Raw genomic sequence first — 15,267 nt, forward strand, 5'->3', positions numbered from 1 at the left:
TCGGGTCAGACGATTTGTATGGAGACAAAATAGGTAGCAAAAGGAGCCTTCTTCTCGAAACTTTTTTCGTTAATGATAGAGAGTTCTTAAAAAACTCTTTGAAAATTCGTACGACATAGTCACACGATAAGTCTGAGTTGTTCTCTCAGGAGTGATACCGATTTAAAACACTCCTAGAGAGTCCGTATTTCGCGCCCTTCATCCGCCTTGATTTACTTCGCAGTTGTCTGAGATTAATAAAAAGTTGATTGATTGACTTTTTATTTTAAAAGATATGATGAAAACACGGTAATCCACGTAGTTCACTAGCGGAACCAATATTACTCTCGTAGTGACTAAACTAGTTAATTAAACTAAAAACGATAAGTATATTAGAGAAAATCGGTGCAATAAATAGAAAACTAAACTATATAAGTCCATAATAAAGCATACCGTATCCAAATAGTTTATTTTTTGGAACTATTTTTAGTTACAGTATTAAAAATTATTAGACGTCAACGAGAAAACAAAGTTAGGGAAGTGTCTAATAAAAATAAAAATTGAAACATCGGTAGAGTGTATAAAAGAGGTTATACTAAACGAATTTAAGTAAACTCACCTAAACTGAGTGATTAAGAACTAGTTCGAATTGTATTAGTCCAACATTGAGACATTCATTCAAGTTTCTCGATATTGGCCTCGGGTTTAGCAGTTCTCGTTGTGACATAGGAACGAGAGACATTATTAGGTAATAAAAATTGTTCACGAAAAATAGAAATTGGAGTAGTGAAAGTCACTGAAGTTTATGTTAAACACTTCCGAACTATCTCCAAAAAAAATCCCGAACTAAACAACAGCAATTCGTTTTTACTCCTAGTATTTAGCGACAACCTAATTTTAATTACTTTTAAAAAAATAGTCTTTATAGTTAAAATAAGTATAAAAGTTATACCGTATATGCGCGGAAAAATAGATTTTTTTTATCGTACGGTGACCTAAAACGGCGCGGGTTATATAGATTACGTCCATACTATCATAATGGGACCCAAGGAGAATCGTCCGTGAGTTTTGGTATCCCAACTTCACATAATGATAGATGATAGCTAACCGTTTTGCAACTGTCAGGGACTAAAAGTTACTCAGGTTGATCGGTAACACTATTTGTGTTGGGATGTTAGAGGAAATCACTTACACATATTAAATCTTGCAAGAGATACGAAGATAGGAGCTATAGTTAACCGTCGTTTTGTCGAAACGACAGGAGTTCAAGGCGAACGCTTTTTGTAGCGAGCTCCTGTACCGGATACGGGACACGAAGGAGTCGCCTTTTCTAATTGAGCTCTTGACGTGAAAAAAAATAAAACTGTAGTATTAATAAGACTCAATCTATTAAATTATCGAAACTTATTCTTACCGGAGACCCCCGACTCTACTCGTTTACTATTCAAGGACTATTAACTATTCTCCGGCGATTTAGTGTAAAAACTGTTCCGTGTTATAAAAGGAACTACATATTAACAGAGGATTTGAAATAATATCTCATTAAAAATAAAAGTAGAATCCATAAAATATAGACTCGCTATTTTATCTCACTAAACGAGAGTTATGAAACATAGTTCCTTGATGATTCATTTTATCTATACTTAGGGTTCTCATCTAATAGTACGTATAGTACTGAACTCGTCTATCGTGAAAAACGATCTTAAAAAATATACAGACTCTGAAATAATTAGTAACGTTAGAGCAATGTCCGATTAAAGCGTCGGTATGATTTTAACATATCATTTTTAAAGTAGGTTTTAATTAGTTAGTTTTAACTGGTTCCGATACGATAAAAAGGGCTTTGCAATAAGAGTAAGTTAAGCTGATCCATTACGGTCAAAGTAAAAAGATAGCTAATCTAGAGACTGGAGTATCTCTCCATTACCAAAACTTTTTATTTTAGGGACTTAAAGTAGCGTAAAAAGTAACTAATTTTTGGCATTAACTAGACGTACAAGTTGCGGAAGTCGTTAATGGGAATATAAATTCGAAAATGTATTACGTTATTACCGAGAGTGTTACGGGCGTAAAAGTACCAGCTGTCCATTGGGTAGTTATTTACTAAATAGATAAAAATAAGACACCCAGCCTTGAAGAAGTTTATAAGTTTACTCGATATAGGTTGTGGTTTTAGTAGTTATCTCTAAACTTGTGGTTCAAAGACTTCACTACTGTCGTGGAGGTACGACGCAAATCCTAGTGAGTAGTAAACACTAAGTCAATGAAGGTAAAGCTCCTTCGATCCGACGTTTCTTTTAAAGAGATTGTACTAGAATTATTTTAAAAGGTAGAGTTTAACAAAAACTTTAACTGCCCGTCTTTTTAAATGTCTATGACCTACTTGAATTCGTGTGAGTAAATGTTATAACCGGAATATATAAAATCCGTGTTTAGCCCGTTGTCCTATTGCTAACACGTGTTTTTTTTAATTGGCTCAATTACTTTTTGGTAGAATTCCAATATTCGGTTTAGCACTGTATAGTCGTCTAATCGTCCCCTCGGAGTTTTCTTGAAATAACTTCTATTCGATTAAATAAGCTACGTTTCTTATAAAATTTAAAACACGGCCATCTATTCTAGCCCTCAGTAACCGGTGGCTCATATAACCGGATACTGAGGGGCTAGTGTCTGTTTGATACATAATCCTCGATATCATGATTAGGGAACACGGCTTCATTGGACTTGTGATGATGTGGTTCCTAATAGACGGCGTCATGTCAGCTACAGACGTCGCCATCTACAATTACCGCGTCCGCGAAAGTTGGACTTCACCATGTCATAAAATAAACTTAGGAGATTCCAATAAAGTGTTCCTTTGCTTGATAAGCCATCAACCTTACTCTTACTGAGAGGGGAAGGTTCAACTGGACTACTACGGCAGAATCTCGTATGCGGTATTACGCATTTCTATCCTTCTCCTGGTCCACCGCCACACGGTCCTGAGTGACACTAATGAAAAAAGGATAGTATAACAACTCCTAACCAATTTGGACATAGAGGAGGCTGACATTGATGTTCAGGTAAAGGATAGCTGGATTATTTCGGGTGACGTAGTAGATATCTTATACGTATATGTAAGTAGGCGTTACGAGATACATAGTCGACTCATATCCCTAATTTTAGAACTCGTATTGGATTTTCCAATATAACGTCCCGACATATTCGTAGTTTTAGCCTAGGCGATGAACCATTTCCTCATCGTGTCTTGCTTTGTATCGGTATTTACACAACTTATTCAACACGGCAGCAACCACTTGGGTTTAATGGTGTTCGTAAAACTATCAAAAATTGGTGTTTATTGAATAAATGACAGTCCGTTAAATGTACCAAACCTAAGCTTTGTAAACGATTTGTCAGTAAGGTTAATAAACATTCGCGTCATCAAACTCCTGGACATCCTCAATCGACACTCAAAAGATGGTGGTGTAATATCCGAGGTCCTTAAGCTCCCATTCCCTCGGGACGCATTTGTCCGGTACTACAAAGTCGATTTTTCCATGAGTTTGATAAAGATTTCGAGCAATTTAGGTCTTGTCAGGGTCATATTGGTTGATCCAAACTTGGTTTCCCGAGGTAACGGTGACCGTTCATGTGAACTAGATGTCGACTTATTAGTATTAAGTGATATGATTCTAACTAACCTATTCCTCGACTCCGTCGGCAATACTGCAGTCGTTTACATATAAGACACTCAACGACACCTAGTAACCAACCGTTCTAAGGACAACGTGACTTATGGAGACAAACGCTTGTTGGCGATTATGTCCAGCCCGGCCCTCTCATGTTGCATTGACCCGAGTGCGGACCGAGCGAAACTCAAACATAATCCAACCTAACGTGTAGTATCTCTATATGTGCGTAACTTCTGGTGGTTAGCTGCATAACTAGTCGATGTAGAGGCGGACTACCGAGCCCTTCGTTTACCGACATTTTACCATGGCTATGGTTACGACAAACGAATCCTCGATAGGGTAACCAAGGTAATTGTATCTGAGCTACATTAAAACATCGAACTTTAGATTTACATAAATGTAGCCAGTGACGTTTATCAGGGACGTAGGTTCCTAGAGACCCATTGCGATGCCCGCCATGCTGAGGTCTACAACCGCGGAGCTATTGTCCTATCTATCAGAGACTTCATAATAACATTTTTCGCTCATGAAATTATCCATGGAAACTATGAACTTGTCATTAACCACAAGGTTGATGTCCTCGTCGTAGTAGACGACATCGTCAATAAGAATGATGACACCTTGGTAAACGGGGTCAATTTCACTTACTGGGACAAACTCAAGGTAAGTGGCAAGGACCAGGACTTTAATAAAGTATATGTATCCATTGTCCTACTAACCTTGACAGACACCGTAATCGCCACTTTGATGGTTTTGGTAAAAGTCATAATAGATGAACACGGTATCGTGACAATATAGGACCGGTCCATTAGGCCCGTCTGACTTATCTACCTTTTCTTCGACCCATGCATAATCTTGTGAATATTTGTAAACTTATTCAGACCGGTAGAACTCACAATCGTCCTCAGGGTAATAAACGCGATAACGTTTATTACCCTAGTTGACGTATCGGTCAATAGCTATTTTTTTAACTCTACCATTTTTATTTTATTGCATATATCATACAGTGTTTGGATAGGAATTTTATTAATGTTGTTACTTCGAATTGGTTGAGGTTTTTCGGTAACACACGATCAATTTCTTTTTACGCGGGCAATTTCGTTGACGTAATCGTAATATTAATAAGGGATCTGCTAAGACTAGATTCTCTGGAGCGATATTGGTCAAGACCGAATAGGTATTGTACGATTAAGTATGGGGTACTGATTAGACTGAGAACAGCTAATCGGTTATTAGTTCAGGACGTCGTTTACTCGGACGTTTAACACAGCGACAACGTCTTGATTTTGGTATTGCAGTGAGGTAGTATCATCAAGGCCTTTACCCCTCCGACTCTTATTGAACAATGGACTAAACGGCGTTGTGGATACGGTCCGTATATACAGGTTCGATTCAAAGCAGTATCCATCTACAACACTACATAGTATAACTATCCATAGATACTAAGTCGGTAAAATTTTAATTAAAGAGCTAATAGTTAAAAATTAAAATGGGAGGAAGATTAATCTTCTTGTGTAACCTTTTCCTACTTAGTAGGCTAATTGAAATTTATGGGTGTTCATAAATTTGACTTATGTTTGTCTGAATAGGTGTCTTTTACACTTATTGAAATTAGTAGTTTATCCATATTTTTAAATCTTATTTCGAATATTTCGTTCCTGAATAAATTAGAACAACAAATAACTAATTAATAACTAACTTTATTTATAGGTGTCTGGTCCCTATATGTTTTCTCTTGATTTCCTTCCGATAGAATATGTTAATTTTTAATTTTTTTGTCAGAACTGAGTTTAATAAAAAGTTGATAAATTGTGGAATAAAAATTATCGTGGATCATATGTTTTTTTTAGTGGTTAAACTAAGACTCACCTAATACTAGTTAAGCAAATACGGGTATTGTATTTATTCGGACTATCATTTTTCATGGTACTCTAGAGTTGTTTGGAGGAAAATAACTCTCACCAATCTCAGACATTTTAAAGTAAATTAAAGCTAAAGAGCGCGAAATACGCGAAATATGTCTCTGTGTAATTTTAATGGATAAAATCGCCGTAAATGACCGATTACTTCGTTAACAGTTATCGCGGAACTCATATTTTTAGTCCGATCTTGGTAAAATAATAACATTAGGTACATTCCTAAGTCAATACCACAACATCAGTTTAAGTTTAGGTAAGAGCTCATTAGAAAAGCCACACTGCGCGAGTCTCAGTCAATTATATTGTCTACTAAGCGGTTAATCATTAAAATTTTGATTCAGACCGTCGCCATAAGGACCGGGACTAAATTGGTTAGCATTGAGAAAGTTTTGAAGTCTTAATCATCTACCAACGCCTCGCCAATACAAATGACGAGGTAGTTATTATAACAGCAACAATCGTTATTTAAGTTACCGAAAGCGTTGTAGGAATTGTACGTGTATTCCTTGTTTAACTAATGGTCTTGGGTTAAATGGACGTGGTTTTTTAGGGCGCATAGATATTATTCCGTTTTCAGGTGGTCATAAGCTATCTTGTACAGGGTCAGAATTTAATTGGTGCAACGTTAAGCGGAATAAACGAGATAAAAGTTATAGGAATGTCTGTAGGTGAGACTTAAAACAAGGTCCTAGTGATGGGTGCTGACTAAGTGAAAGAAGTCAGTTTTACCATAGGGGTCGTAAAGGTATTTAGGGTTGTCGACTTCGAACGTCTATGAAATTACCAAAAAGCACTCGAAATAGTTACAACGCTTAATAACATAGTTAATGTGCTTGCGCACTAAGACGATATAGGCTAAAATGACTTCTCCAGGTAGAAAATCGAGGACCTAAAAGCGGTGAGTTCAAATTATACTAACATAACAATAGTTAATCAAGACTGGTTAGAAGTAGTTAAACAGACTGAAACTGCGGAAGTTATAAATAAACACATAGGCTTCTCGCCGAATTCGTTATATGCAGTATGGGAAAAAACTATTTGAGGTCTGTTTGGAGAAAAGGCTAGTAGGGTCTTGGTGGACGATACTAATGAGAAAATAAGAAGTGTTGTAGCCAAAATAAGTGAACTTTTACTGGTATCATTACGTTATTCCACGGTTAGTATCCTTTTCTCTAAAACGGCAGTTTAAAGGTGGGAACCCGACAACCAAAAAGCCAGGTGAGACTAAAACCATTATTTTTGCATCCATTACCATAAAACTTACTTAGTTTTTTACAATATGGAACCCTAAGTATAAAATTGCTTGATAGACCAACTTCAACATACGACATTTATTTTGCTTAGCGGAACAGGTCTTGGGGAGGTTACGGAAGTGAATTTACGTAAACAGCTAATTTAGGCCACATGTCGCTTACACACCAACTTATACAAAAGACAACGCCGCACAATATCGGTTTATGAGACAAGGTTGCAACGTGTAAAAATCTATTTAACTAATGGAGTCGCATTTTACCGAAGACGAAGTATAGTGACCCTTTTGGACGTTTTATAGGTTAATAAAAACGATCTCTACTTCCGAAAAGATGACATTGTCGTGGATTTGGTGAAGGAGGTTACGAACTCCAAAATTTTAGAAAATGGACCAATAGTTCATTTACCCGTAGTCCTTTTCGGGATCGTTTATTTCTCCTACCGACTAATAGTCAATAGCTATTACCTCCTCGGACGGTCATACAACTGAAACAACTAGGTGGATTTGATTTGCTATGATTTATAAGTTTATATGGAGCAACTTCACTACCTTTTTTCACTCAGCGTCAAGCGTACCGCGGCAAAGAATTGTAAGAGTCATTACCTAAAACTTGAACAGGATGACTCCGTTGGTTTAGACGTTGTAAAACTTGACAAAATCGTGCACCAAAAGCAAGAACAAGCATAAGTCTATATGGGAAATTTTTCAGTTGAGCTCAGTTAAATCTACGGTTCGTGCGGCGTAGAAGCTATGTGTTCGGACGAGGGACTCGTTATAAGCCGCGACATCGTACTCGACTCAGGGGGTAGTTGTGCTGAGCTAACAGCGCACTACAGGTACCTTTAACAAGTTGGGGAAGTTAAAATCGTTATAGACAAGACTGATAAAATAATCAGTTTAACTAATTAAGAAGTATTAGTTGACGTTGTAGTGGTCTCAGACAGGCTTATCCAAAGGTAAGAGAATGGTTTAGCAAGTCTTTAAAAAATCATAGGAGCAGTTGATTGGCTTGAGGCAATTAACCGCTATCTATAAACACTAAAAGAACACAAAATTGTCGCTACTTGGTTTTCCGTAAACCACCAAAATTGCCTTGTATTGGTTTGGCTTGAAGTACCAACGGTATGAAAAATCTAACCATGCACGGGGTACAAAGTTTACTACTACTGGTGGTAAATACAACCCATAGAAGTCCCTCGACTTGTAAACGTGCTTTTATTCATATTGGTTCTAGCCAGAGTACCTGACCACCATCAGGATTGAGTCTGTAGTCTGTTAAAGACTAGAAACTTACTTAAGGTAGTGTTCGCTAATTATTTAGAGGAGCTATACTAAATAAGGGTAGTTCTCATTGGTGTTAAAGTAGAAACAGAGAAAATATAGGTAACTAAAAGACACTACATTATTAAAGTTGTAGTAGAGATAAAAAATTTGGAAGATTGTCGTCCAACTAATTTAGTAGAGCTAAATTTGTAACTTGTCCTTTAGCCAATGGTTTTAGTAGTGAACGAGAACGGTTATAGGAAGGTAAGCTTAGGGCCATTGACCCTTTACCGTATCCTATTGGCATAACAACTTGTTTTAAAACTATCAAACCATATAAGAAATTATGGTAGACTGAACCTCCGGTTTCTGGTTATGGGGGTGGCTATGACGGAACCAATAATGAATTTAATCCAGCTCTCAGCTTATAACACTGCACTTTAAAATGTAAAGATGAGTGTGCTTGATTATTTAATCGGTCCCAATTTGGGCTATATGGAGGTGGACTATAATCTTGTACCTGATCAAATACGTGAATTAAGTGGGAGTTATGAGTTGTTCATTAATTAATATATTTTATTGTAACATTACTTGTTTTTAAACTTTTTTGAGTAACACGAGGGTATTTGGTAGTCTAGTAATCGTGCATGTTTATCAGTTTCAAAATTTGGTTATAATCGTCGTACAGGTATCTCATTGCGGTTTTAAACCGCAATGACACTTTTCGAACTTGAGTATTAAAGGATTTCATAACTTCTACCCCCTTAATTAAAAAACTTTCATTGTTAGTTTAAACTTAGAAAGCAAAAACACCAGTATCTCGAGCCTAGTATTGGGACCCCATAAACTTTACGAACCGACATCAACGACACTCTCATCGAATGTGAAAATGATAATAGGTCAAGTGCACATTAAAAAACGCATTATAAACTCGATTGATAATTAACAGGGAGAAATTGTCTCTGTAGTTGAAATGATAGTCGTGGAAAACCATTAAAATAAAATATCTATTAGAGTAAAAATGAAAGAAATTAAAGTTATAATAAACATGATGGTTTACCATAAACTAACCTAACTAAGCGGTTCAATACGACGTAAACACTTTTAACTGAAAAGTATTTAACTAGGTAACGAGCAACGTAAACTTGGTAAACGAAGTTTTATAGTAGTCCGCTAACTTTTTTCCCTAGTAATAGTTTTCCTAGGTTTCAATGAACGACTAATGAGAAAACGTGAACTAATAAAACAAAGCGGAGTTCACGGTATCGAGGACGACTATAGTATCTCTATTCTCATTGTCTCTAATTTTATCCTTCATCAAAGAAAAAGTAGATTTAGAGGAAATATTTAAATCCTATAGTTTTTAACTTCAAAAAACCTATTCGTTAATACTAGTTTATCAGTAGTGGGATTAAAATTTTCATGAGAAATTGAAATATAATAAACTTTTCTCATAAAGTATACATCCCCGTTTAGTCTGTGAAAGTTCATTAGGTTCAATCTATACGGATTATTAAGGTATTCCTAAAACACGAAAAAAATATGATTTATCTAGTATAGAAAATCTCTTAATTTCACGAAGTTTTTTGACTTTTATAAGATTAAACCCCATTATAAACCTTGCTGGAGTGCTTCAATTAAACACGAGAACTCTCCGAGTCGTTTCTTCAAGTAAGAATACGGAGACAAAACAATCTTCCAGCTTGTCCATTGGAATAGTTTCTAATACGACTTTAATAAAACGAACAATTAGATTTATGGCGCCGAACGGCGCCATAAAAAATAACTGATCTGTGTTAGCTTTTGAGCCGGCCGAATGAAGTTAGCTAACAATTATCTATGATGATTGGATTCATGATATTTTTATCTTACTATCTTGTTATTAAAAGTTTCACCGGTATCACGTATAAGGAGAGTAATACTTCATGTATAATGTAATCACCCAACGGGTAACTCTTTTAATCGTTACAAAAGTGTATGACATAAATTGTTCGCAAAAGCACGACGTTTGCTCCGGGTTCGTTATACCCCACACTACCACGTTAACCTATTTGGTTAATTTCCTAATAGTTATGGGCCTCCAAGAACTGAATCTTGTAGTTCTATACGCCGTGATTAAACAAAACAAAAATTGCGTATCCGCGGTTTCGACTGAGTAATTAGTTTGGTGGCGCCGGTCATAATTACTCTTATCGCCAGCGGAAGTAAACAAAGTCACATAGCGACAACTACTATAAAAAACATCTGAGCCAGTCACCTGATACGTTTGAATTATGTAGCGAAACAAAGTTTTCTAGTCGTTTTGAGTGGGCGCAACGATTGAATAGCACTTTTCCGTAGCCGAACACCCGTTATTGAAAGTAAGGATTTCGTAATCGACGTTCTCGTTGAAAACCCCGGTGAGACGGTATCGGGTAATTAGGATTTCAATAAGGTCGATTAAGACAATACCCTAAATTGGTTATGCTTTTTATTCCAACCCAAACGGTAAGTGGTAGAACCTACCTAACTAATACTCGGAGTTGCACCAACCATACTCATTCATTATTTCGGTCGTGTACAACGCGTTGTGACAGCCATGATATTAGTCCTTGTAAGCAGTGTTATTATAATACTAAACGACGACGAGACTATAACTAAAATTGTCGATTTAGTAAGACCTAGCAAGGGTTAATGCTTATGTATAGTGGGTGCTGAATCTCAGGTCTTGTTAAGTTTTAAAGTACAAGCGCAAAGAGTATACGAGAGAATAAAAAATAAGATTTTAATATCAATATCACCGAATAAGTGTTGTTTACCTCTCTAATACTTGTTGATATCCTACGGGCAAAATAAATAGCCCGTACCTTCAGGACAGTTACGTTAACTACTGTTAGGTAAGTGTTTTTGTGAATGCGTTAATCGTTTTCTTAATGGAGCAGGTCTCCGTTAAGAAACATAAAGACGAGTAACCGATTGACGTGCATGTACCTAATCGGTGTGAGGATGCGGATGTTGTTATGTACTAAAAGTGTTTCCCGGAAGGCTAAATAAATGTCACTTGATAGGCCGGTCTCCACGAGGTCTCAATCGTCTTTTTTAGTTTCGTCGTTAAGGTTGCGGTGTATAAGTTGAACTACTGGTAACCCCTAAACTAGTGCCGTAAACCTCATAAAAATAGGTATACATAGGACTACGGCTATATGGATAATAAGTTGAATCATAGTTATACCGTCTCGGTCGTCTTATAGTAAAACTCAACCCGTCAGCGGAATTTGTTGACGCATTAGTACCTTATGAGTAGCACCCATCACCTTTATAACAAGTGTTACTGTTTTACTAGTAAACCCTATTAGTTATACGCTTTGGGATAGGTACCCGATAACTTAAACTACTCGTTCATTTTGTTACATAATAGGTTGCTCTAATATTTGGAGACGAGCTTCTTAATGGAAAATGTCTCCGACCAGCCAATTCACAAGGACGAGGCCTGGTAATAAAGGGAAATAACATACGAAATCCTCGAAGACTATGATTACTGAATGATGCGAAACTTAAACTCCTTTAAGTTAAACCGAGCCAAAGGTACGCTAGAGACTCAAATCCCGCAAGGATCAAGTTCTATCAAGGTGAACTAAAGTTTGTCTATTTGAACTTAGTTATAACATGTAGCGATTGCGAATTAGATATGAAAAATATCAATATTTCGTGTCTTTGCAATATAAAATTGGACGGCTGAAATAACTGTTGGGGTTTGCAGCCGAGAACTTTCCTTAGTATTTACAGATAAAGTTTCTTTGGCGAAGTATAGCTACATGGCCACTTTGAGTTTCTCGATTTTCGACATAAGTCACAACCAAGGGAGCATAAGCTTCCGCTAAATGGACGTAGTTAAAAGGTGTAAGTCGAGTATTTTTTACTGTAGAGACTAACCCCACGGTTTAGACTTCACTAACAACAAAAAGTGTGCTTACGTCCCGTGCACCACGATTTGCTACTTTACATATTGTGGCTTGCTTTATAGCGATGTCCGTTAGGAATATTTCTTGAGTAACGGCTAAATTGCTTCGTACCACACGTTCAGCTTGATACACCGCGATGTCGATTCCGAGTATTAACCCCTTTGTGACTAAACGAGGGGCCTTAGTTTCAGTGGTGGCTGCGATACCGTTCCAATTAGCTTGAGCAAGTTCTTCCTAAGCATTTTTAGTGTCTTATCGATTTCTCTATCTCTAATCAAATTAGAGATAGAACACAACCCGACAATTTGGACTCCATAGCAGAAAATAAATTGTGTTCTTAAAAATTATTAATTGGAGTTATAATTATTAAGTATAACGAGATTTAATTACAGTAAAGGCGCGTTCGCCCTTAGGTGGAGTGTTTGTTTCATTATTTGGTTTAACTACGTATCTAAGGGCGGACGCGCCCTTACTGCGCTATATATTTGTGAAATAGATAATTAATTGGATTTTTTCCATGTTTTTTCACTGCTATGGATTCCGACAATTTAGGTTGGAACGACATAGATAATCTAAAGTCGAGATTTATGCGTACGGATAATAGTTTGTACTTGTAGTGGTATATTGTTAAGCGGTCATATAAGACCACTTACGTCTGTCCGTATTCGCTAGGTATATTTCTTGTCCCGTTGCGTCTTGTATTGTTGGGTAGGTCCTTGACCGGGGTTACGGCGTAAAAGATGTTGAGAGTCCTTTCTGTAACAGTAAAGGACTGCGGGGGGTTGCTCAACATCGAAACTCCTTCTATAAAAGTTCTAGGTACGGTAGTCATTTTCCTCCTTGTAGGTGTGTATTAAAGAGGCATTGGAAGCACTTTAACGGCGGGGCTTCGAGTAGTCTTTTACACCGAGTTCGTTCAGAACAGGTTCTTGAGCTCGGGTTCCGAGAAGGTAACAAAACCAACGGTACTTGTATCCGCGTTTTATTATAGCAAGTTAGTATGCGTGTGCACGAGATATCTGCAGTTTCTTTGCTATAGCGGAGCTGAGATACTCTTCTTCGTCGTCTTGTTCGTCGTAACGTTTGTTATAGTGTGGCACTACTCGTCTACCTCAGCTATTCCTGTCGCTTTCGTAACGTCGGCGTCGCCATTAACGGGTCAACCAGCAAGCTAGTTACGCCAGAGAGGTAGGCCGGTAAGCTCGCTAGAGCCGAGCTACTATTACTCGGTCATGCCACTACTTAAGCCTACCACAAAATCCCTCACCTCCTAAGAGCTTTGGTCGGTACGTGACAAGTGGATTAACAACAAAAAGTACAAGGTAGTGATGGAGGTATATCCACTTTCTATCTTAAAAAGACGTAGTTTAAAGTAACTATATCAAACCAAAATTCAATGTCGAGAAACTATAATATCATTTCTTAAGCAGAGTAAGAAAATTAACCCTTTTAGTAGGGAAAACCGCGTATATTCTGATGTTTAGATTTAGTAGGTGACCTTACAGTATAAGAAATAACCGCCCCCAGTTTTTGGTAAGAAACGTTTAAATTTAGTCCGCTTACGTTTTTTACTTGCATTGAACAAATAAAAAAATAACAAGCCTGAGATATTACTCAGTAATACAGTGTTATACCCCGTCTATGATACCTGTCATTTTAACTTTTTTTTGGTAAGTGTGAGTGTTACAATCCCTGTGAATGACTAAAATGGGGACTTAATTTCGTTTATGGGTTTGGATGAGGCATATGTTTCCCTCGGTTTCATTTTCTAATGGGATTTCCTCTCTGTAATTCACATTAGAGAAGAAATTAATTTTGTTTTCATGGACGATTTTGCAGTTTTGATCTACCGTTTCTGGGAATAGGGAAAGTCCGACTACTTGACTGTCATTAATTACCGGGTTTTTGCCTGCCACGATTACATCCTCTTTTTTAACCGAAGCCAGATCGCCGGTAAGATTTTCGTTATCGAGCACCCGTTTATGATTAGTTGTAATAACGAGTATCATCTCCGCGACAACTCAGCTAAAATTATCGGGTACTTGATCTTCGCTATGTTTGTTAATAATGTAGTAGACGGTGAAAACTTCTTCACAATTTTGTCAATAGTCTTGTCGTTCAGTTTTCTGTTTTTCCATGGGGCTGTTTATTATGTGGTCTATAATAACTCGGTAATTTTAGGGTTTAATTAGACTATGGATTTCTTCTCGTTCTCGTTACCAAATTAGTCAATTTTTGTATAGACGGATTACGTAGTTATTTAAAAAAACCATATCTGGGGCAGGGTCCTCTAACAAAAGGTTAATGGACCATACTGCTTGCTAAAAAGTGTAATGGGCTTTAAGATTTTTTATAACTTAATTAAATAATACGTTTACTTGCAAGACTGACCCCTAAATGAGGTTAAAAAGGACTTCATCAGCGGTTCCTTTTTGTTTTAAAGCAAGCTATAAGGTACGGGCCTGTAGTGCCGTGACCGAGTTTACCTTTACTACCAAGAGTCGTTCCTTATTAACAAAGAGGACTACCAATATTTTGTTGGGTACAAGTTTTTAATTACTATATATTCAATTAATCAAAGAATTCATTCGTCCTACATCACAAATTACTACCGTAGGTCTAGAAAGTAGTTATATGACGAAATCCGTCTTTTATAAACCGTTTGTTATTGCTTGGTTTTAGTTAATTACACCGACTTGAGCTAAAAGGACGATAAAATTCCTTTGAAATACGGCGCTAACGGTTTTTAGTTTATCCCATACTACGTATATTGAGTTGTGTGATAAGCATATACCCTGAGTGGTTCGTTGCATCTTGTAACGAATTTCCCGTACAAATACCTAAGAAGTTACTGTAGAAAAGCTGTATAAGACCGATACAATTACTTCTCGTACGGAATAATTACGTTCGTGTAAAGAAATTTTAAAAACCGGATCTATGATTTTCTTTTTTAGAACGACTATACTAACGGTGACGTTCGAGTCAGGACCTTCTTTTGTAATTTTTTTACCGGTTATTTCTTGGTAGATAAGACCTAAGGCTCCATTGAGCGTTTTGTCACAACCTTTGGAAACCGTATCACTAAGTTGTCCAATCGGTCGTTAAAAATTGACTACTAACCTGAAGATAACTTTTTGTTTTTCTTTTTCTTTACGATGTAGTTCCCTAAGAACTATAAAATTGATTTAAATTTCTTGATAGACATAGTCTTTTACAGTGCTAATTTTTCAAACACCTTC

Annotated in this window: 1 protein-coding gene; it reads right to left on the minus strand. The window is 36.9% G+C overall.

The window, feature by feature from the left end; all coding sequences use genetic code 11:
- Window positions 1-13,743 precede the first annotated feature (13,743 nt).
- A complete protein-coding gene (locus DGG96_RS14440; RefSeq protein ID WP_110143358.1) occupies window positions 13,744-14,037 on the minus strand; it encodes a hypothetical protein in 294 nt (97 codons plus the stop codon).
- Between the last annotated feature and the right edge of the window lie 1,230 nt (window positions 14,038-15,267).

The sequence above is a fragment of the Legionella qingyii genome, from assembly GCF_003184185.1.